The sequence below is a fragment of the Cohnella thailandensis genome (assembly GCF_014212135.1).
GTDB lineage: Bacteria > Bacillota > Bacilli > Paenibacillales > Paenibacillaceae > Cohnella > Cohnella thailandensis.
This window is the reverse complement of the sequence record NZ_JACJVQ010000007.1, coordinates 315768-338945: the sequence shown is the minus strand read 5'-3', so window position 1 is coordinate 338945 and position 23178 is coordinate 315768. Positions and strand designations below refer to the sequence as shown.

Here is a 23178-nt window from a genome sequence, read left to right as displayed (position 1 = left end):
GATTGGAATGTTGCCGACATCGCATAAATTAGGAGGGCTGTCACATGGCTGCTGAACCGTATATCGGCGAAGTCCGTATTTTTGCTTTTGACCGCGTACCGAATGGCTGGCTGCCTTGCAAAGGGCAAATGCTGCCGATCGCGACTCATGGAGCCTTATATTCTATCCTGGGAACGACTTACGGAGGAGATGGAAGGAGCACCTTTAGTCTTCCTGATCTGCAAGGGAGAGTTCCCATCCATCCCGGAACGAACATCTCCCTCGGTCAAGCCGGCGGCGAGGAGAAGCATCGATTGACGATAGAGGAGATGCCCGTACATTCGCATCGGGCCGTCGCGGGTTCCGATGCGCCCTCTACGGCTACTTCTCCCAAGGGGAAGACGTGGGGCACCTCTTTTGTGAATTCCTATTCGAGTATCAAAGACGGCCTCATGAAGGCAAGCGCGCTTGGAGAGAGCGGGGCAAGTCAGCCTCATAATAACATGCAGCCTTATATTGTATACCAATACTGCATTGCGATTGCGGGATATTATCCTCCTAGACCATAACGAAGAGAGGGTTGGAACATGGATCCATATGTTGGCGAAATTCGAATATTCGCGGGCACGTTCGCTCCTAGGGATTGGAAGCTGTGCGACGGATCGGAATTGTATATCCGCGACTTTCCGGAGTTATTCTCCGTTATCGGCACGGCATACGGCGGCGATGGAACGTTTCGCTTTGCCTTGCCCGATTTAAGAGGCAGAGCTCCGATGCATTTCGGCGAAGGACAGGGACTAAGCAATCGTCCGTTCGCAGAGGCGGGCGGATCGGCCAAAGTCGCATTGATTCCCGAGCAAATGCCGCCGCATGTCCATACCGCAAGCTGCAGAACAGGAACTTCCTTGCTAAAGAATCCTATAGGAGCTGTCTGGTCCGAGTCCACGGACGGCCGCAAAGCCCCCGGAATTTATTCGACGAAGTCCGATCTGAGGATGAGCCCCGAGGCGATCGGAGCAGCGGGCGGAAGCGAACCGCACAATAATCGGCAGCCCTATCTGGCTATCCATTATATTATCGCGACTACAGGCGAGCTTCCTCGGCGTCCGTCCGACAGCTAAGGAAGCGGACCGTTCAAGCTCGAGCGGAGGGTTCAACATTGTATCCTAATCGAATCAATAAAAGTTTGGCCATCGTACTCCTTGTCGCTATTTTGCTCGTTTCCGTTTTTCCGACAGCTTCCCAAGTACACGCCGCGACAGCGCCTGTAACGGTGGAATTGCCGATCGTAAACGATTATTACGTAGACGAATCGGGCAACTACCCGGCGGGAGACGGCGTATACAATGCAAAATCCGGCAATTGGGTGGGCAGCTCTTCCGATCCCGAATACGGAGAAGCTAGGGCAGCCGTAAAATTCGATCTGTCTTCCCTGCCAACGAACGCCTCTATCTCTAGCGCCGAGCTGAAAATTTACGTAAACGACGCGCTGGGATCTCCGGATTCGCTAACCGTGTGGGGCTCATTCACGAACGATTGGGACGACAATCGGACCTCGATGCTCCCCATGGATGAGAAGCTTAGCGAGAAAACGGGGGACATAGCCATCGGTCAATGGCTCTCGTTACCCGTAACGGGGTTTGCGGAGCGCCGTTTGGCCGCCGACAAGCTCGTCAGCTTGGTGCTGACCGGCAACGCGACGGGCAATGCCTCCTTTAATTTCAATTCCATGGAATCGACGGATAGCGAACAGTATGGTCCGGCTAACCACCCCGTGTTGACGGTCACCTATTCGATCAAAAGCTCCAATGCCGATCTTAGCGATTTATCTGCATCGAATATTTCGCTCACTCCCGTTTTTAACGCGGGTACGACCAGCTATTCGGCTTCGGTGGCTAACGAGGTGGCTAGCGTTGATCTTACTCCGACATTGGCGGACAGTACGGCAAGCGTAACGGTGAATGGGAGTGCCGTCGCAAACGGAACGGCTGCCACGGTGGAGCTGGACGTTGGAGTCAATGATATTGCGGTCGAAGTGACGGCCGAGAACGGAACGACGAAAAAAACGTATACCGTGACGATAACGCGGGCGGAGTCTAGCAATGCGGATTTAAGCGGATTGGAGCTGAACGCGGGAGAGCTGAATCCGGCGTTCGAACCGGCGAAGACGGAGTACGTCGTTAGCGTCGGTAATAGCGTTGCCAGCATGGAGATGAAGCCAACCGTTGCGGACAGCACGGCGTCGGTGGCTATCGAAGGCGCGGAGGTTCCCGGCGGCAGCACTAGTTCTGTGCCCTTGGCAGTAGGAGCGAACGAGATCGAGATTGTCGTCACGGCTCAGGACGGCACGGAGAAAACGTATAAGTTGACGGTTACGCGAGCCAAGTCTAGCAATGCGAATCTAAGCGGATTGGAGTTGGATGAAGGCGAGCTGAGCCCAACGTTCGATCCTTCGAAAACGGAATACGCGGTGAGCGTTGGCAATGACGTAAGCGGCGTCGAGTTGATGGCAACCGTTGCGGATAGTACGGCGACGTTGACGATTGACGGTGAAGCTGTGACGAGTGGTTCCTCAAGAGCTGTGCCATTGATAGTTGGTCCGAATGAAGTGGAGATTGTCGTCACGGCGCAAGACGGTACCAAGAAAATATATACGGTAACAGTTACGCGAGCAGAATCCAACAACGCGGATCTGAACGGATTGGAGCCGGACGTGGGAACGTTGAGTCCAACATTCGATCCGGCGAAGACGGAATACGCGGTGAGCATCGGTAATAGCGTAAGTAGCATTGAGTTGACGGCAACCGTTGCGGATAACACAGCGACGTTGACGATTGACGGTGAAGCTGTGACGAGCGGGACTGCATTTTCGATCCCGATAAACGTTGGTTCGAATGAGATCGAAATCGTCGTCACCGCACAAGACGGCACGGAGAAAACTTACACTGTGTTAGTGTCGAGAGCAGAATCTAGTAACGCGGATCTGGTAGGATTGGAGCCGGACGTGGGAACGTTAAGTCCGACATTCGATCCGGCGAAGACGGAATACGCGGTGAGCGTCGGTAATAGCGTAAGTAGCATTGAGTTGACGGCAACCGTTGCGGATAACACAGCGACGTTGACGATTGACGGTGAAGAAGCGATAAGTGGAACGGCATTCCCAATCCCGATAAACGTTGGTTCGAATGAGATCGAAATCGTCGTCACTGCACAAGACGGCACGGAGAAAACGTACACTGTGGCTGTGACGCGAGCGGAATCTAGTAACGCAGATCTGAGCGGATTGGAGTTGGACGAAGGCGAGTTGAGTCCAACTTTCGATCCGGCGAAGACGGAATACGCGGTGAGCGTCGGTAATAGCGTAAGTAGCATTGAGTTGACGGCAACCGTTGCGGATAACACAGCGACGTTGACGATTGACGGTGAAGAAGCGATAAGTGGAACGGCATTCCCAATCCCGATAAACGTTGGTTCGAACGAAATCGAAATCGTCGTCACCGCACAAGACGGCACGGAGAAAACATATACGGTGACGGTAACCCGAGTAGAATCCAGCAACGCGGATCTTAGCGGATTGGAGTTGGACGAAGGCGAGTTAAGCCCAACGTTCGATCCGGCGAAGACGGAGTATGAGGTTAGTGTCGCTAATAGCGTAAGCAACGTCGAAATGACGGCAGCCGTTGCAGATAACACAGCGACGTTGACGGTCAACGGCGAAGATGCGACAAGCGGAACGGCATTCTCAATCCCGACAAACGTTGGCTCGAACAAGATCAAGATCATCGTCACGGCACAAGATGGAACGGAGAAAACGTACACTGTGACAGTGACGCGAGCAGAATCTAGTAACGCGGATCTGATAGGATTGGAGACGGATGTGGGCGAACTAAGTCCGATATTCGATCCGGCGAAGACGGAGTATGCGGTGAGCGTTGGCAATAGCGTAAGCATCGTCGAATTGACGGCAGCCGTTGCAGATAACACGGCGACGTTGACGATTGACGGTGAGGATGCGACAAGCGGAACGGTATTCTCAATCCCGATAAACGTTGGCCCGAACGAGATCAGGATCGTCGTCACGGCACAAGATGGAACGGAGTTAACGTACACTGTGACAGTGACGCGAGCAGAATCCAGTAACGCGGATCTAAGCGTATTGGAAACGAACGTTGGAACGTTGAATCCATCATTCGATCCGGCGAAGACGGAGTATGAAGTGAGCGTCGGTAATAGCGTAAGTAGCATCGAGTTGACGGCAACCGCTGCAGATAACACGGCGACGTTGACGGTCGACGACGAAGTAGCGACAAGCGGAACGGTATTCCCAATCCCGATAAACGTTGGTTCGAACGAGATCGAAATCGTCGTCACTGCGCAGAACAGCACGGAGAAAACGTACACTATAACAGTGACGCGGGCAGAATCTAGTAACGCGTATCTGATAGGATTGGAGACGGATGTGGGAACGTTAAGTCCGACATTCGATCCAGCGAAGTCGGAGTATGCTTTGAGCGTCGGTAATAGTGTAAGCATTGTTGAATTGACCTCAACCGTTGCAGACAGCACGGCGACGCTGACGATCAACAATGAAGAAGCGACGAACGGAACCGCACAAGCAATACCATTGGAAGTTGGCCTGAACGAGATCAAAATCGTCGTCACTGCGCAGGACGGTACGGAGAAAATGTATACTATAACAGTGACGCGAGCAGAATCCAGCAACGCGGATCTGAGCGGATTGGAGTTAGACGAAGGTGAGTTGAGTCCAACTTTCGATCCGGCGAAGACGGAGTATGAGGTGAGCGTTGGTAATAGCGCAAGCAGCGTCGAATTGACGGCAACCGTTGCTGATAGTACGGCGACGCTGACGATCAACAATGAAGATGCGACGAGCGGAACTGCACAAGCAATACCATTGGAAGTTGGCCTGAACGAGATCAAGATCGTCGTCACGGCACAAGATGGAACAGATAAAACGTATTCGGTGACGGTTACGCGAGCAGAATCTAGCAACGCGGATTTAAGCGGATTGAAGACGGATGAAGGTGAACTGAGTCCGATGTTCGATCCGGCGAAGACGGAGTACGCGGTGAGCGTTGGCAATAGCGTAAGCGGCGTCGAGTTGACGGCAACCGTAGCGGATAGTACGGCGACGTTGACGATTGACGGTGAAGCTGTGACGAGCGGTTTCGCAAAAGCTGTGTCAGTGGCAGTTGGTCCGAATGAAGTGGAGATTGTCGTCACGGCGCAAGACGGTACCGAGAAAACATATACGGTAACGGTTATACGAGCTGAGTCTAGCAATGCGAATCTAAGTGGGTTGGAGTTGGATGTAGGAGAGCTGAGCCCATCGTTCGATCCGGCGAAAACGGAGTACGCGGTTAGTGTCGCTAATAGCGTAAGCAGCGTTAATTTGAACGCAACCGTCGCTGACAGCACGGCAATGTTGATGATCGACGGTGAGGATGCGACGAGCGGAACGGCAAGAGCTGTACTGTTGGCAGTTGGTCCGAACGAAGTAGAGATCGTCGTTAAGGCGCAAGACGGCACGGAGAAAACGTACACTGTGATTGTGACGCGAGCAGAATCCAGCAACGCGGATCTGAGCGGATTGGACTTGAACGTTGGAACGTTGAATCCATCATTCGATCCAGCGAAGACGGAGTACGCATTGAGCGTCGGAAGTAACGTAAGTAGCTTCGAATTGACAGCAACTGTTGCTGACAGCATGGCAACGTTGACCATTGACGGCGAGGAAGCGACAAGTGGTATAGCTTTCTCTCACCCGATAATCGTTGGCCCGAACGAGATCAATATCCTCGTCACTGCGCAGGACGGCACGGAGAAAACGTACACTGTAACAGTGACGCGAGCAGAATCCAGCAATGCTAGTCTAAGCAGGTTGGAGACGGACAAGGGTACGTTAGGTCCGACTTTCGATCCAACGAAGACGGAGTACGCATTGAGCGTCGGAAATAGCGTAAGCAGCCTCGAATTAACGGCTACTGTTGCGGATAGCACGGCAACGGTGGCTATAAATGGCGCGAAAGTTGCCAGTGGAAGTGCTAGTGCTGTGCCGTTGGCAGTGGGATCTAACGAGATCAAGATCGTCGTCACCGCTCAAGATGGAACGGAGAAAACGTACACTGTGACAGTGACGCGAGCAGAATCTAGTAATGCGGATCTAAGCGGATTGGACACGAACGTTGGAACGTTGAATCCATCCTTCGATCCAGCGAAGACGGAGTACTCATTGAGCGTCGGTAATGGCGTAAGCAGCGTTGAATTGACACCAACCGTTGCGGACAGAACGTCGAAGTTGATGATCAACGGCGAAGAGGCGACAAGCGGGATCTCACAAGCCATACCATTAGCAGTGGGAGCGAATAAGCTCGAGCTCGTAATTACCGCGCAAGACGGAACAGAAAAAGCCTACAACATAACCATAACGCGCGCCTTTTCCAGCAATGCCAATCTTAGCAGTCTGGCAACCGATCCAGAAGGGTTAAGTCCGTCGTTTGCTCCCGGGTTTTTTTCGTATAACCTCAACACCACTGCAACCGAATTGAAAATAAAGCCAACGGCAGCGGATCCTGCTTCAATCGTTAAGGTGATGAACGCCGTCGTGGCTAGCGGTTCGCAGGCGAGCTTAGATTTGAAGGTGGGAGCGAATACGATAACGGTGACCGTCGTAGCCCAAGATGGCGTCACTGAGCAGACTTATTCGATAAACGTCATCCGGAGTCTTATCGATTCGAACCCGGGCCCCGGACCGGGAACGATCTTCCCTCCAGGGAATCAAGATGCGGATAGCGACACCGGTACCGACGTCGAACAAGATGACGAATCGACCGTTTTTACCGACGATGTGGACTCCGAGCGGCTAACCCAACTCTTGACGCAGCTTGGACCGGATAGAACCATTTCGATACCGGTATCCTCAGGAGCCAATGCTGTCTCTATTCGTTTTAACGGCTCTGATGTGTATAAGCTTGCGGAACAGCACGTCTTGGCGGAGGTCCGGGCTCCAATCGGCACCTATACCGTTCCCGCTGCGGACATTCCGTTCCGACAGCTATTAAGCGAATTCGGTCAACCGGCCGATGTTTCAGATATCGTCTTTACTATTGAAATCTCGATTAGCGATAAGGATAATGCCCAACTCGTGGAGAAAGCGGCTAGCGAAAGCGATTATCGGCTTCTCGTGCCTCCGGTAGATTTCTCGATGAGCGCAACTTATCGGGGACGGACGATCGAGATAGAGAGGTTTAACCGATTCGTGGAACGCCGAATTCCGATTCCCGATGGCACGGATTCGAGCCGTATCAGTACGGCGGTTGTGTTAAATACGGATGGCAGCCTTAGGCCCGTTCCAACGCGGTTGGAGGAGAAGGATGGCCGAACCATCGCCATAATAAGCAGCTTAACGAATAGCACGTATGCGATAGTCGGTTTTTCTCCCAAGTTTGACGACATTGCACGTCATTGGGCGGCCGATGCCATCCGCGACTTAGCTTCCCGTCTTATTGTTCGCGGGGGGACGAGTTCCGCTTTCAATCCGAACGTTTCGATTACCCGAGCCGAATTCATCGCAATCGTGGTTCGAGCCCTCGGTCTTCCGGAAGATGGAGAAACATCTCGTTACGCGGACGTCCGAGCTGGAGATTGGTTTAGAGGAGCGGTAAGTGCCGCGCAAGAATACGGGCTGATTCAAGGGGCATCGGATGGCCGTTTTCTTCCGTTGAATACGATATCGAGGCAGGAAGCCATGGTTATCCTATCGCGGGCGATGGAGTTGGCCGGAATGAATACCGACATATCGGCAGAGGAGTCCGAAGCAGTTCTATCCAAGTACGCCGACTATGGGAAAATCGGGGCTTGGGCCAAACAAGCGGCAGCGGCATCGGTTCAGAATCAGCTCATTACGGGCAACGAAGCAGGGATCATGCCTCTGAGGAACCTGACCCGAGCGGAAACCGCGGCCGTCGTGCAACGATTCCTCGCGAATGCCGGGCTGATCTAGAGAGGGATTGGCCTTCGTTGCAAGCTTTGATGCAGCGGAGGCTATGGCCTCTTGCAACATTAGCAAAATATTAAGCAAATGAGAAACCGGCTTTACTTTGTCTTTGTCCGGAAATATAATGATATCTGTGCTTTGCGGACGTGGCGGAATTGGCAGACGCGCTGGATTCAGGTTCCAGTGGGCTAACCCCCCGTGGAGGTTCGAGTCCTCTCGTCCGCACCATCTATTTAAATGAGAGAAGCCCTGATTGCAAGGCTTCTTTTTTTGTTTTTTGCAGCTCTTGCTAGATTAGAGTGCGGAGATAATCTCAGATGAGACTATCTCTGCCGGCGGGGAGCGTTTGGGATAAGGAGATCGTCTCACCTTTTTGTTCGATTTCTATTGGAATTCCCGTAAGAAATCGATATGATGATGGGGCGATATTTCGCAGCAAGGAGAATCCCATGGACTACACGACTCTTCAAGTGATCGTAACGATCGTCTGCGCAGTGATGGTCGGCTTCACGAAGACGGGCTTGCCGACTCTTGGCATTTTCGTCGCATCCATCATGGCTTCGACTTTCCCGGCTCGCGAATCCGTCGGCTTGCTAACGCCTATCCTTATTACCGGCGACATCGTCGCGATTCTCTATTATCGCAAGGCGGTCGTGTGGAAGCATCTGTTTACGCTGCTGCCGTGGGTGCTGGCGGGAATCGCCGTCGGCTTCGTCGTGTTGGACTACATAAGCAACGGCGCTTTGTCCGTACTGATCGGCTCTCTGGTGCTGGCGCTGATCGTCGTGCATCTCTTAAGAGCGAAGATAGAAAGCTGGCTTCGCATCTCGCTTGGCCAATCGCGCTTATTTACCGGAACGCTTGGCGTGCTCGCGGGCTTCACGACGATGATCGGCAACGCGGCCGGAAGCATCATGTCCATCTACTTGCTGTCCAAGGGAATGAACAAGACGAATTTCGTAGGAACGAACGCCTTTTTCTTTTTTATCGTCAACGTCATCAAGGTTCCTTTCACCGTCTACCTCGGGTTGATCGACGCCCGATCGCTTACGCTTAACGTCTGGATGATCCCGGCCGTGCTTGTCGGCGCGGCGATCGGCTTCAAGGTGCTTCCGCTCATTCCTCAAAAATACTTTCAGGCGATCATTCTCTCCCTGGCCGCCCTTGGAGGCCTTCATTTGATTTTCTTCTGAGCAGGTTAATAGAGGCGGTATTCATTTCGATACTAATTGACACCCTCCGACAAGCGTGGTAAATTGATCCATACAGTCAGCTAGAACCATTCTTCGTCCACCGATGCTCCGTTTACGGTCGCATGTGTAGGGACGCTCACGGGAGATTCCGGTCTCCTTTGAGGCGTCCCTATTTTTATTTTTCTTCCGAGCGATATTCCTCCTGCACTCTACCGAAAATTCGACCCGATCGGACGCGAAGTAACAAAATTTATACGATTATTAGTATGAAAAATATACCATAAAAACAAAATTAATCCTCGATAATGATTGAAGTCCTAGGACTTGTGACTTATAATTGCCGAAGGATTAAGTAAAATTTACCTATAAATCGAGGGTAGGTCGCAATAACTATATTTTTTGCAATATAGGAGGATTTTATGGATGTTCTAATCACGGGAGGTTCCGGTTTTATCGGGTCGTTCGTTGCGGAGAGGTTCCACAAGGAAGGACATAAAATCTATATCATCGACAATCTATCGACCGGCCGGAGAGAGAATCTGACGATCCCCCACAAGCTGTATACGCTCGACGTCGAGGATCCGAAGTGCGACGAGGTGTTCCAAAGCGTATCGCCTGACGTGGTCATCCACCTGGCGGCCCAGGTTGACGTCGCAACGTCCATTTTGCGTCCGCAGCTGGATACGCAATCGAATATCAATGGTCTCGTGAATATGCTGCAATGCGCCAAGAAATCGGGAGCCGGCAAGTTTATTTTCGCCTCGTCGGCCGCCGTTTACGGCAAGGCGGAGGAGATCCCGCTTCGCGAGGATGCGCCGGCCGAGCCCTTATCGCCTTACGGAATCAATAAGAAGATGGGCGAGTATTACTGCGCGAAGTGGAAGGAGATGTACGGCCTCGATACTCTTTGCTTCCGGTTCTCCAACGTATACGGTCCCCGGCAAGGCGGCAGGGGGGAGGGCGGCGTCGTTTCGATTTTTGCGGAGAGGATCATCGAGGGACGGGAACTGACCGTTTACGGGGACGGCGGACAGACGAGGGATTTCATCTTCGTGCGGGACGTCGTCGATGCGATCTATCGCGGCGCCATGAGCGGCGCTACGGGCGTCTACAACCTGTCTACCCAATCCCAAACAAGCGTGAATCGCCTCCTGGAGACGCTTGGAAAGTTCGCGGAGCTTCCGAAGATCGCCTACTCGGAGCCTCGCCCGGGCGATATCTATCATTCCAGCCTGGATAATAGCCGCGTTAAGAAGGATCTGGATTGGGTACCGCTCTATTCGATCGAAGAGGGGCTAAAGCTGACGTACGAGTGGTTCCGCGAGAAAACGCCGGACAAGGCGGACAAGCCTAGAGAGCGAAAGGCATCGAGCGTACTCTGGTCCCGGTGGATCAAGCCACTTGCGGAGAACCTGATCGCCTTCGCCGCCGTCGCCGTTTTGGCCAAGACGGACCTTCTTTTTCATAGCAATATCGACTTTAAGCTGATTTACGTCATCCTGCTCGGAGTCGTATACGGCATGCGCCAATCGATCCTATCCGCCGTTCTCGCTTCCGGATTGTACTTTTACGAGAGTCTGTCCGCCGGTCGGGAATGGGTGTCTCTTCTCTACGACCCGGAATCGTTGTTTAACGTCGCGATTTATCTCTTCTTCGGCTTCCTGGTCGGCTTCGTCGTCGACCGGAACAAGCGGACCGTCAAGCAGACGAAGACCGATCTGAACGTCCTTCGGGAGAAGTATTCGTTCCTCAAGGGCATCTATTCCGACACGAAGAGCATCAAGGAGCAGCTGCAGCGCCAGTTGATCGGAAGCAAGGACAGCATCGGGCGGATCTACGGCATTATCAGGCAATTGGAGAAAATGGAGCCGGAGGAGGTCGTCACTTCATCGGTAGGCGTCCTGACGGAGATCATGGAGGCGAAGCGAATCTCCGTCTATTCGACCAACGGTTCCGATTATATGCGGCTTCTGCTTCATTCCTACGATACCGGTTTCTCTCTTCCGAAGACGATGAGGCTGTCCGATCATCCGCAATTGCGCGACGTCGCCTTGCACGGAAGAATGTTCGTCAACCGGGAACTTACGCCGGATCTGCCGATGTTCGTGGCGCCGGTCATGCAAGGCGATCAGGTCGTGGCGCTCGTCTCCCTGCACGATCCCGACTTCGAACGCTTGAACCTCCGCTACGAGAACCTGTTCAAGGTGTGCGTGGAATTGATCTCGGGCTCGCTCTCCCGCGCGTTCCAGTACGTCGGAGCCACGAGAAGCGATCGTTTCGTCGGGGACACGTCCGTGCTGCAATCCGCCGTGTTCAAGCAAGTGCTGGAGAGCAAGGCAGCCGCGAAAATGCAATATAACGCCGATTACGTTCTGCTCGGCATCGAGCAGGGGGACGAGGAGTTGAAGCCGGTAGCCGACCGTCTGACATCGGCCCTTCGGGATTCCGACTATCTGGGAATGGTGGACGGCGAGCTCGTGCTCTTGCTCTCCAACTCGAGCGAATCGGATGCCGCCCACGTCATTCACCGTCTGGACCGGACCGGAATCCGGACCCGAAGGATCAGCGAGGAGCAGCTATATGGTTGAGGCTGCGCTGCTTGGCTATTATGCGATTGCCGCCATGTACCTGATCCTGCGTCTGCGGACAACAACGGGGGCCAGGCTAGCAGATGCGACGTTGGTTGTCGGGCTTCCCTTCGTCGGCCTTCCGCTGGCCGTCCTTCGGGCGATCGCTTCCCGGATGAAGCCGGTCGGGACGCCCGACATGGCGGCCGAAGGCGAACAAGAAGAGTATGAACAGCCGTTGTACGATCGGATTAACGTAAACAAAGAGAAAAATCGCGTTCCCTTGGAAGAGGCGCTCCGCATCAACGATATGCAGACCCGCAGAAGGCTGATGCTCGACGTCCTGAAGGAAGAGCTGAACGAGGAAGTCATTCCGCTGCTCGAGCTGGCCGCAAGCAACGAGGACACCGAGACGTCGCATTATGCGGTAACGGCGGCGATGGAGCTCAAGCGCAAGAGGATGCTCGACATCCAGAAGCACTCGGTCGAATTCGAACGCGACCGAAGCAATCTCGATGCCGCGGAAGCGTATGCCGAATCCATTCGCCAATATCTGGCCAGCGGATTCATGGACAATAGAACGCAGACCGCTTACCGGCTGACGTATGCGCAGCTGCTCGGATTACTGGTCGATTCGGAAGCGTGCAGCGAGGAATGGCTGGAGAAGAAAATCCTCTGCGAGATGGAACTGGGGAATTACGAGGAAGCCCTTCGCTGCTGCCGGCTCTATCTCGAGAAGTATCCGGACAGCGAGCAAGCCTACATCGCTTCTCTGCACCTGTATTACCGCTTGAAGCAAGGGGATAAATTCGAGGAGACGCTGCACCGGCTCAAGTCATCAAGAATTCGCGTATCGAATGAAGGTTTGACGATCATTCGATACTGGTCCAATAAGGGTGCGTAACGAGGATGAAAGAATTTAAGCTTAACAGGCAAATTTACATCATATTAGGCGTCGTCCTGCTGCTCGCCATCCTGATCCAGACGACCCGGTTCGAGACGTTTCTGGACGTCGGATCCGATCCCAACAAGTGGTCGGAGACCGCCGGGGGAGCGGAACCGTCCGACGCGCTCTCCGCCGCCGAGACGGCAAAGCTGGACGAGCGGAAGACGCTCGTTCTCTATGACCCCGAGGAGTCTTATAGCGTCCGTCTTAAAGACAACGCGATCCATTTGCTGGATTACATGAAAAAAAGCTTCGAAACCGGAGACATTCGGTCCTACTCCGGGAAGGGAGACGGCTATCTATCGGTTATTCTGACGTTTACCAACCTGGAGCGGATGAACGACACCGATTGGATCGACGGGTTCGTGAACGACGGCGGATCCGTTCTGTTCGCGACAATGCCGGAGCCGGGGGATACCATGCTTCGAATCTACCGGAAGCTCGGCATTAACGAATGGGGCGACTACTTGGTCTCCAAAGGGCTTGTGCTGACGAGCAACGTGCTCATTAACGAGAAGGGCAAAACCTACTCCGAGGAGATTATCGAGAACACGAGCTTCCAGGTTCGGCTCGGGAAGGAGAGCGAGGTGCTGGCGGAATCCAAGGACGGCCTCCCTTTATTGTGGAGAACGCCTTACGGGAACGGAGTTTTTGTCGTCTTCAACGGAACGATGCTTCAGGAGAAGTCGAGCCGAGGATTCTTCGCCGGGGCGATCAGCGAGTTGAAGGAAGTGGACATCTATCCGGTCATTAACTCCAAGCTGATGTATATCGACGATTTCCCGGCTCCTTTTCCGACGGGGTACCAGGAAGACATCTTCGATCTGTACCGGAGAGACTTGACCCGGTTCTTCAAGGAGGTGTGGTGGCCGGACATGATCCGGCTGGCCAGCCACCACGGGTTAAAGTATACCGGCGTGGTCATTCAAACCTACGAGAACAAGACTCGGGGACCTTTCAACGCGGACTCCGACCGCTACTATCTGAGGACATACGGTCGCGAGATCCTGAAGCGCGGCGGGGAGGTCGGCATCCACGGCTACAATCACCAGTCGTATACCGACAATCCGGCCGTCCTGGAAGAATACGGCTACAAGGCGTGGGCTTCGGAGGAGGACATGCGCGCTTCCGTTCGAACGGTGGTCGATTTCGTGGGGAAGTCTTTCCCGGATTACGGCCTTCATACGTTCGTGCCGGCTTCGAACGTGCTTAGCTCGCAAGGACGGGAAGCGCTGAAGGAAGCATGGCCGGAGATGCGGACGATCTCGGCCGTTTACAACACGGATCCCGAAGGTCTTAGCTACGTTCAGGAGATCGGCGTGGCGGACGACGGGATCGTCGAACTGCCTCGAATCACGTCCGGCTACAAGGAAGACGAGTTTAACTTATGGGCGTCGGCGAACGCGATTACTTCCGTCGGATTATTCTCCCACTTCGTTCACCCCGACGACATCCTGGACCGCGAGCGAAGCTTCCCGTACAACTGGGACGACCTTTATCGGATGACGGACGGCTTCCTAAGCGAGGTCGACCGGGAATGGCCGTGGCTTCGCGACATGACCGCCAACCAGGGGAGCATGGAGGTCGTCCGATATACAAAGAACGACCCGCACTTTCGATACACGGACGAGGGAGTCGAAGGGTACGTCAATCATTACATGGGCGGCGAGATGTATTACTACTTAAGAACGGACAAGCAAGTCGGCCGCCTGGTGAACTGCAAGGCTTACCGGATCGACGACGGTACGTATCTCGTGGAGGCTTACGACAAGCGGTTCTCGCTCGGATTGGAGGGGTAAACGATGAAAATCTGTCTCGTAGCGGAAGGATCCTACCCATACATCACGGGGGGCGTATCCAGCTGGATCCATTCGCTCATTCGCAACCTGCCGGAGCACCGGTTCGTCATTCTGGCCATCGCCGCGGAACGGAAGCAGCAGGGCAAGTTCAAGTACGAGCTTCCTTCGAACGTCGAGGCGGTCCAAGAGGTGTTTCTGGACGACTATTTGCGGATGGAAGGGGAATGGAAGCGCCGCTCGGTGCTCGGGTCCGCGGAGCGCGATGCTCTCAAGAAGTTCCTGACGGGCAGCTCCGAGCTGGATTGGGGACTTCTCTTCGACCTGTTCCGGCACGCGAAGTTCGAACAGGCGACCGATCTTCTAATGAGCCGGGATTTCTTCGACATCCTGAACGAGATCTGCCACGAGAAATACGAGCATATCCCGTTCACCGAGATGTTCTGGACGGTTCGCTCCATGATTCTGCCGCTTCTACTTACGATGCGCGAGTCGGTTCCGGAGGCCGATCTCTACCATTCGGTATCGACCGGATACGCCGGGGTATTCGCCGGACTCGGCAAGCATCTGTACGGCAAGCCGATGATCCTGACGGAGCACGGCGTTTATTCCCGGGAGCGGGAGGAAGAGATCATCAAGGCGGATTGGGTCAAAGGGTACATGAAGGACATCTGGATCGAATATTTCTACACGCTGTCCGCCGGAGCCTACCATTATGCGGATCGCGTCATCACTCTCTTCGAGAGGAACAAGGAGATTCAGATCGAGCTGGGCTGCCCGGAGGACAAGATCCGCATTATCCCGAACGGCGTGCCTTATGCCGAATTCGAAGAGCTGCCGGCCAAACCCGCGGATGAGCCGCTATGGGTCGGAGGATTCGTCCGGGTCGTCCCCATCAAGGATATCAAGACGATGCTGCTCAGCTTTCAAGCCGTCTCCCACGAGCTTCCGGACGCCAAGTTCTTTATCATGGGTCCCTACGAGGAGGCTCCGGACTACTACGAGGAATGCTTGGCGCTGACCGAATCCCTTAAGCTGAACAACGTCGTTTTTACCGGCAACGTTAACGTCAAGGAATATATCGGGAAGATGGACGTACTGGTCCTGACGAGCATCAGCGAAGGCCAGCCGCTGGCCGTTCTGGAAGGGATGGCGGCCGGCAAGCCGTTCGTCGCGACCGACGTCGGCAGCTGCAAGGAGCTGTTATACGGCGTTCGGGACGACTTCGGCAAGGCGGGATTCGTCGTTCCCGTCATGAATCACGAAGAGATCGGCAAAGCGATCGTGACGCTGGGCCGGAGCGCGAAGCTTCGCAAAGAGATGGGACAGAACGGGTTGAACCGGATTCGCAGGCACTATACGAGCGAAGCGTTTATTTTCAGCTACCGGTCGCTCTACCAAGCTAGCAGGGAGGGCAAGTAGAATGGCGGGTATCGGGTTCGAATTGAAGAAACTGTTCGACAAGTCGGGACTGGTGAACAAGGCGAGGGCGTTCGCGTACTCGTCCGTGGTAACGATAGGCCCGATGCTGAGCTGCATCGTGCTCGTCTCGATTATCCAGGCGCTGCTGCTCGAGACGAATGTCGGCTTCACCGACCGGGAGCTTTTTATGGCTTGCGTCGTTTATGCCTTCACGTTCTCTTATATCGTCTCCAATATCATGAACCTGTTCGTGACGAGAACGGTATCGGATTTTCTCTACTTGGGATACAAGCATGCGCTGCTGCCTTCGTTCTATGGAAGCTTGACGGTCAACGCCGTCATCGGAGGAGTTCCCGCGCTCGTCTTTCTGGCGTTCGTGCCGATTCCGCTAGAGGTCAAGGCGCCGTTATTCCTCCTGTATATGCTCCTGCTGACGATTTGGTCCGAGACCGTCTTCATTTCCGCCATGAAAAACTTCCGGATGATCGGATACTCCTTCATCATCGGCGCGGCCGTCGCGCTCGGAGGAGTTCTGGCTCTGCTTTATCTGGCGGAGATTCGGTCGATCCCGTTCATTCTGGGAGCCGTCGACCTCGGCTTCGCGGTTACGGCGGCCATGCTGCTGGTTCAGATCGAGAGGTTCTTCCGGACGGACAAGGCGGTATCGCCGTTCACGTTCCTCGCCTATATCCGCAAGTATCCTTCGCTGATCGCGACGGGGACGATCGGCGCGCTCGGCCTGTACGCCCATCAATTCGTGCAATGGTTCGGGCCGCACGGCTCCATGATCGGGGAGAGCTTCCGGATGGCTCCCGCTTACGACATCGCCGTGTTCTACGCCTTCCTGTCCGTCGTTCCGACGATGGTCATGTTCGTCGTAGCCCTGGAGACGGCGTTCTATCCGAAGTTCAGAAGCTATTATCAAGCCGTCTTGGAGCAAGGCTCGATCGCCGATATCGAGAGAGCCAAGAAGGAGATGTTCCAGGTCGTCCTGCAGCAGCTGACGATGATCATGGGCATTCAGCTCTTCTTCTCGATCATCTCGGTCGCTCTCGGCATCCGGTTTCTGCCGTATATCGGATTCACGTCCGCGCAGATCGATACCTTCAACATACTCGTCATGGGCTTCTATGCTTACATGATCACGAGCGTGCTGCTGCTTCTGCTGCTCTACTTCGACGATCGCAAGGGTACCTTGGTCCTTCAATGCGCGTTCCTCGCGTTCAACACGGTGCTGACCGGATTCTCCGTCTATCTGGGAGATATGGGCTTCTCGTTCTTTATCGCGGCGTTCGTAACGCTGCTGCTGACGATTCTTAGGCTGGTGTACCTGTTCCGCAACTTGAACTATTACACCTTCAGCGCCCAGCCGCTCATCGCGAAGGAATACGACAACAAATACACGCGCATTTTGAAGCGCAGCGCGCAAGAGCTGTAAGCGAACAGGAAAATACGAAGGAGGGAATTATGAGAATCCAGAACAGAACGGTCAAAGCGGCGGCTGTCGCCGCGCTGGCGCTGTGGCTGGCGGGCTGCACGGCTAGTCCGGCCGACACGGGCGGCAACGACGCAAGCGCCGAGCTTCCGATCCCAACCTCCAAGGCCGAAGCCGTCGCGCAAACCCGCGACAAGCTGGTCGAGGACCGAAGCGTTTATCTCGACGACCAAGAGGATAGCATCGTCGACTTCTATATCACGGTAACCAAAGACAACTTGACGGCGGAGCCGCCCATGACGTGGGGGGAGCTTAACGCCATCCATTCCAAGGCGGAGAATACCGAAGAGAAGAAAGTGCAGGTTATCCTTCAGGAGGGCAACGCGGAAGGCCCGGAGAACGGCCTGTTCGGCTACTCGGACACGCACGCGAACGGGGACTTGACGCTGCGGGGCAACTCGACGCTCGCCGCCGCCATGAAGTCGTATAAGATCAAGCTGTACGACGAGGCGGGACAGTGGCGCGGCCAGAGCACGATCAACTTCGTCAAGCATGCCTATGATTTTACCCGTATCCGCAATAAGCTCAGCTTCGATTATTTCAAGATCCTGCCGGACTTCACCAGCCTGAGAACCCAGTTCGTGCACCTGCACGTGAAGGACTTGACCTCGGGCGACACCGCGTTCCGGGATTACGGGTTGTACGAGCAGATCGAGCAGCCGAACAAGAGGTTCCTGAAGTCCCATGGCCTCGATTCGAACGCTCAGCTGTACAAGGTGACGAGCTTCGAGTTTCTGCGTTACGAGGACGAGCTGAAGGAAGCGGACGATCCCGAGTACGACGAAGCGAAGTTCAATTCCATTCTCGAGATCAAAGGCAGCAACGACCATAAGAAGCTGCTAACCATGTTGGACGATATCAACGATTACTCCTTGAATTTCGATCAGGTGTTCGATAAGTACTTCGACCGGGACAACTTCCTGACCTGGCTGGCGGTGAACATTCTGACCGACAACATCGACACCATCAACCAGAACTACCTGCTCTATTCGCCGGTCAATTCGGAGAAGTTCTTCTTCCTTCCCTGGGATTACGACGGGGCGTGGGGGTACAACGATTTCAACCGCGAGGAGGACAGGCGGGCTCCTTGGCAGAGGGGAATCTCCAACTATTGGAGCAATACGCTCGAGAACCGCTTTTTCAAAAATCCGGACAACGTCCAGCAGCTTCTCGATAAAGTAGCGGAGCTGGAGAAGATCTTCACGCCGGAGCGGACCGCGCAGATGATCGAATCGTACAAGAAGGTGGTCTCCCCGTTCGTTCGCCGGAGCCCCGACTTGGATATTCAGCGCGCGCCGATCGAGCTGTTCGACGAGGAATTAAAGCGATTGGAGACGCTGCCCTCCTTGAATGCCCGGCAATTCAGGGAGAGCCTGGAGAACCCGATGCCGTTCTTCCTGGCCGAGCCGGATTCGTCCGGGAGCGAGACCGTCTTTCAATGGGGAGCATCCTATGATCTTCAGGGCGACGACATCAAGTACGACTTCCAGGTAGCGAAGACGCCGGACTTCCGGAATCCGATCTCCCGCCAGACGGGACTCCAGACGACGAGCGTCAAGCTGCCGAAGCTGGAGCCCGGACGTTATTTCTATCAAGTGACCGTCACGGATTCCAAGGGCAACTCGAACACGGCGTTCGATATTTATCAAGATACGGATGACGTCAAGTACTTCGGAGTCGTGCAATTTTACGTGGAATAGACATTCGCGCCGAAGAAAGGCAGGCAAACCATGGAATTCTCGGGCAAGAAGCTGAGGCACGAATTGAAATATTACATCCATGAGCACGAGGGCATCGGGCTGAGACATCGAATCCGTCCCTTAATGAGAATGGATGACCATTCTATCGGTACGGAAGGCTATCATATCCGGAGCCTTTACTTCGATAACGTGCACGAAGCTTCTCTATACGACAAGAACAACGGTATCTTTCAACGCAAAAAGTACCGGATCCGGATTTACAACTGCAGCGACAGAGTCATAAAATTGGAGCGCAAAAGCAAGTTCAACGATTACATCGCCAAGGAATCGGCGAGCATTACCCGGGAGCAATACGAACGGCTCGCGATCGGAGACGCATCCGCGCTCAAGGGGGAGAGCCATCCGTTGCTTCAGGATTTTTATCACGACGCCGTCAGCGGAAGGATGCTGCCGACCGTCGTCGTCGATTATATCCGCGAAGCGTATATTTACCCGGTCAGCGACGTGCGCATTACGTTCGACAAGCGCTTGAAGGCGAGCATCCAGTCCATGGACATCTTCGATCCCGACCTGCCGATGGTCGAATCGATAGCGAGTCCGAAGACGATTCTCGAAGTGAAATACAATCAATTCCTGCCTGAATTCATTCAGAACCTCGTTCGGATGTCCGCGCACAACCGATCGTCGATCTCGAAGTACGTCATCTGCAGAGAAAAGAGAAAAAGTTACGCGGATTAGCCGCTGGGAGGCCACATCGTGGGGGAAGAGCTTAATTTCACGGACATTATCAAGAAGAGCGTCCTGAATCTGGAATCGTTCCAGCAGGCATCCGTCATCCAGATTATCATCGGACTCGTGCTGGCGTTCGCGCTGGGGATGTTTATCTACTGGACCTATTACAAGACGTTTCGGGGCGTCGTCTATAGCCACAATTACAATATCACCTTCGTCATCATGACGATGCTGACCACGCTCATCATCATGACGATCAGCACCAACATCGTCCTGTCTCTCGGCATGGTCGGCGCGCTCAGCATCGTCCGGTTCCGGACGGCCGTCAAGGATCCTCTCGATATCATGTTCATGTTCTGGGCGATTGCGGTCGGCATCGCCACGGGCGCCGAGATGTATCCCCTCGCGGTCATCGGCTCGATCGCGACGAGCGCGGCCTTGTTCTACCTGTCCCGTCGCCGGAAGATCGGCGCTCCTTATCTCGTGATCATTCAATTCGAGGAGAAAGCCGGAGACGAGGTGAAGATCGCCCTTCGCAAGCTGAAATACGTCCTGAAGTCCAAGACGGTTCGCAAGCAGATGACCGAGATGACGGTCGAAATCCGGCTTCGCGAGGACAACACGGCGTTCGTCAACGAGCTATCCGCGATCGACGGCGTTCAGGACGTCGTGCTGGTCAGCTACAACGGCGATTACGCTCCGTAATAGGAACGGAAAAGGGGAGGTCCCAGATAGAATGGGACCTCCCCTTTACGTTTTTCGCACGATTCCGCCGATTCCTCGGCTATGCGCGGGACATGCCCGTTGAACCGAATCTACTCCCCATTCATTATCCTCGGATCTCGACTTCCCCGAGAGAATATCTTCCGTCCGCGCGTTTTCCTTCCATGGCCCAATCCACGGCGGGATTGCCCGACTCCGGGTCGAGGATCGCGACGTTCACGGTGTAGATTCCTTCCGTTAAACCGTCGGGAACGGGCAGGTCGGCCGAGACGTCCGACGTTCCGGGAAGCCACTTGCGAATGTCGGCGCCGGTCCGGACGGTCGCCGCGATGCGGCCTTCCGCGTCGGAGAGGGAGAGCTCCAGAGGCCACTCGAAGTAGAAGGGAGCGACCCCCCGGTTGTTGATTCGGAGTTCGACATGAAGCGTATCGCCCGGCTTGGCTTCCCGTTCGTGCGACTCCTCGGCGACGGCGAATCGGTACCCGATCGCGTTCAGGAAGCGATCGATATTGCTCTGAATGGAGCTTCCGATCGGTTCGTCATAGGGGGCGTTCGGCCCCAACCAGGAGACGTGAGTCATGCGGGCTTCGAGAATCGCTTCTTCGATTTGGCCGTCCGATAGATCCGCGCCTCCCGCGAATTCGCCTCCGCTGGGCGCGACGGTCCAGAAGTCGGGCATGGCGGGCTCCTGCTCTCCGGTCAGCCAATTCTCGTAGCCGTTCAAGTACCAATCCCTGAACTCTTCCAAGGTAGAGTCCCTGCGCCCGAACGCGTCGTTGAACAGGCCCATGCCGTTCTCCTTCGCGATTGCGTGAGGCCGGCGCATCATCAGAAGCTTGTCGTCGAAGTAAGTCAAGTAGGGCTGCACGTATTGATCCGTGATCGCATGCTTAGGGAAAGGAATGACGGCCGATTGGGTCCCGTCGTACGTATGCCACTCGCCCCAATGCCCGACGCTGCCGAGCGCCACGAAGGCGATCTCGGGATCGTCGTTATATCTCTCGGCGAGTCTCTTGATAAGATCCTCATGCGCGCGTATGAGGACGGGGCTCGAATAATCCGGGCTGAAGCCTTTCCCGTATTCGTTGTCGTACTTCGTGCCTTTGCCGCCGATCTCCTCATAGAGCCATTGGGGGATGTCCATGTGCGCCTCGTCCCTGGGGTAATCGAGAACGACCCGGATGATGAGCTTCACGCCTTTGCCGCGCCAATAGTCGTACCGGATGCTGCGCTCGATGGCTTCGAAGTCGATCTTGCCCTGCTCCGGTTCGAGCTCGGACCACATCAGGTTGGCGTACGCGAGCCGGAACGGCTGCTCGAACTCCTCTTCGGAACGGGCGGAGACGGCGAAGCCCATATAGGGATTGTTCAGCACGTCGTCCGTCTCCGCGGGGATATAAGAGATTCGGGATGGCGGCGTGTCGGCCAGCATCGTTCGCTGCACGATCGCGGCGGCGGCGATGCAGAGCAAGATGGACAATCCGATTAGAGTACGTTTTCGATTCCTCATGTCAACCTCCATTGTCCGTTCGCGCGACGATCTGAATCGTGCGGGTCGGTCCTTCCCAAGCGATGTCGGAGCCGACGGCCTCCGATACGACCCTCAAAGGCACGTAAACGGAACCGTCATGGACCCTCGCCGGAGAGGCTAACGTCACGGAACGGGTGCCGACGACGGCCTGCTTGGCGCCTAGCTTTAGCTTGAGCTTCGCGCTGCCTTTGGCCACCGTAACCGTCTGAGAAGCCGAGTCCCATTGCACCATCGCTCCCAGCTTCTCCAGCACTCCGCGCATCGGGACAAGCGTCGTTCCTTGCGCGACGACCGGCTTGCGCGCCATAAACAGCTCTCTGCCGTCAAGGAAAAGGCGGGGAGAGTCCGATTTCTCCCGGATGCCGATCAATCCCCAGTCCGCCGACAGGCAGGCCGAATCGCCGGATGGAGCGACTACGCAGGCCGGAACGGAGCGAGATGGCTCATCGCCGAACCGCAGGGAGAAGCGTTCTTTCCCTCCGGCGTCGACCGAATACCAGTTGCCCTTCGAGCCTTGGATGTACCAATTGCCGGAGGCGTCCGCCTGCAGCGTATCGGATCGCAGCGACGGCTCGCCTTGAATCTCGTAAGTCCATGCGTTGCCCGGTTCGCGTGATTGCAGCCGGTTGGACTCGATTGATAAGCCGGAGTCGGCTGCGGGCCGGGCGCTCGAAACGAGCGAGCCAGCGTCCGCCGGAACGCCTGAAGGGAGGACGGCAAGCCGAACGCCGTCGCTGACGTAGGTGAAGGCGCTGTCGGCATCGACCGCCAGACTAGCGGCCCCTTGGCCGACGGTTCGCCTCCATTCGACCGAGAAACGGGCGGAGCCGCTCAGCTCCGCCTTGTATTCCAATGGGAGCGAATCCGCAGCATTGTAGACTTTGAACACGATCGATCGGGCGTCTCGCGCCAGGTCGGCGGAGGCCGTAGCCGGAACGGCGAAGGAGAGCAGAGCCAGCAGCGCAAGCTTCCGGCGGAAGTAAGTAGTCAAGAATTCGTCCTCCGCGACAGTAGTAAACAATGGAATTAATTATACATGATTTGTCGAATGAGGAGAACCGAATAATCGCGTCAGCA

At 55.0% G+C, this 23178-nt stretch carries 14 protein-coding genes and 1 tRNA gene; 13 read left to right on the top strand and 2 right to left on the bottom strand.

The annotated features are described in order from the left end of the window. Positions 1–44 precede the first annotated feature (44 nt). The 13 genes from H7B67_RS11305 (at position 45) to H7B67_RS11245 (ending at position 20552) form a co-directional block, all read left to right on the top strand. Positions 45–548: a phage tail protein gene (locus H7B67_RS11305; protein ID WP_185119925.1), complete on the top strand. Its 504-nt coding sequence runs from the start codon at positions 45–47 to the stop codon at positions 546–548. 18 nt (positions 549–566) lie between these two features. After that, positions 567–1100, top strand: a complete 534-nt coding sequence (locus tag H7B67_RS11300; protein WP_185119924.1) for a phage tail protein — start codon at positions 567–569, stop codon at positions 1098–1100. A 38-nt stretch (positions 1101–1138) separates the two neighbouring features. Next, positions 1139–8002 (top strand): cadherin-like beta sandwich domain-containing protein, encoded by a 6864-nt coding sequence (locus tag H7B67_RS11295; protein WP_185119923.1) that lies wholly within the window; start codon positions 1139–1141, stop codon positions 8000–8002. A 134-nt stretch (positions 8003–8136) separates the two neighbouring features. Beyond that, a tRNA-Leu gene (locus H7B67_RS11290) sits at positions 8137–8224 on the top strand. A gap of 221 nt (positions 8225–8445) precedes the next feature. Continuing rightward, entirely contained in the window at positions 8446–9189 is a 744-nt protein-coding gene (locus H7B67_RS11285; RefSeq protein ID WP_185119922.1) for a sulfite exporter TauE/SafE family protein, read from the top strand. Positions 9190–9608: 419 nt separating this feature from the next. Continuing rightward, entirely contained in the window at positions 9609–11777 is a 2169-nt protein-coding gene (locus H7B67_RS11280) for an NAD-dependent epimerase/dehydratase family protein (RefSeq protein WP_185119921.1), read from the top strand. Beyond that, entirely contained in the window at positions 11770–12660 is an 891-nt protein-coding gene (locus tag H7B67_RS11275) for a hypothetical protein (RefSeq protein ID WP_185119920.1), read from the top strand. Before H7B67_RS11280 ends, H7B67_RS11275 begins: the two co-directional genes overlap by 8 nt. 5 nt (positions 12661–12665) lie before the next feature. Beyond that, positions 12666–14501: a DUF2194 domain-containing protein gene (locus H7B67_RS11270; protein ID WP_185119919.1), complete on the top strand. Its 1836-nt coding sequence runs from the start codon at positions 12666–12668 to the stop codon at positions 14499–14501. A 3-nt stretch (positions 14502–14504) separates the two neighbouring features. Beyond that, positions 14505–15920 (top strand): GT4 family glycosyltransferase PelF, encoded by a 1416-nt coding sequence (gene pelF, locus H7B67_RS11265; RefSeq protein ID WP_185119918.1) that lies wholly within the window; start codon positions 14505–14507, stop codon positions 15918–15920. A gap of 1 nt (position 15921) precedes the next feature. Next, positions 15922–17358, top strand: coding sequence for an exopolysaccharide Pel transporter PelG (gene pelG / locus H7B67_RS11260; RefSeq protein WP_185119917.1), 1437 nt, complete (start codon positions 15922–15924; stop codon positions 17356–17358). A 29-nt stretch (positions 17359–17387) separates the two neighbouring features. After that, entirely contained in the window at positions 17388–19115 is a 1728-nt protein-coding gene (locus H7B67_RS11255) for a CotH kinase family protein (RefSeq protein ID WP_185119916.1), read from the top strand. Positions 19116–19145: 30 nt separating this feature from the next. Further along, positions 19146–19853 carry a polyphosphate polymerase domain-containing protein gene (locus H7B67_RS11250; protein ID WP_185119915.1) on the top strand — a complete coding sequence of 236 codons (708 nt, stop codon included), beginning with the start codon at positions 19146–19148 and terminating at the stop codon, positions 19851–19853. An 18-nt stretch (positions 19854–19871) separates the two neighbouring features. Beyond that, positions 19872–20552: a DUF4956 domain-containing protein gene (locus tag H7B67_RS11245; protein ID WP_185119914.1), complete on the top strand. Its 681-nt coding sequence runs from the start codon at positions 19872–19874 to the stop codon at positions 20550–20552. 124 nt (positions 20553–20676) lie between these two features. On the opposite strand, the gene H7B67_RS11240 is transcribed toward H7B67_RS11245, so the two are convergent. Next, entirely contained in the window at positions 20677–22080 is a 1404-nt protein-coding gene (locus tag H7B67_RS11240) for a DUF4832 domain-containing protein (RefSeq protein ID WP_185119913.1), read from the bottom strand. 1 nt (position 22081) lies between these two features. Beyond that, positions 22082–23092 (bottom strand): copper amine oxidase N-terminal domain-containing protein, encoded by a 1011-nt coding sequence (locus tag H7B67_RS11235; protein ID WP_185119912.1) that lies wholly within the window; start codon positions 23090–23092, stop codon positions 22082–22084. Positions 23093–23178: the final 86 nt, after the last annotated feature.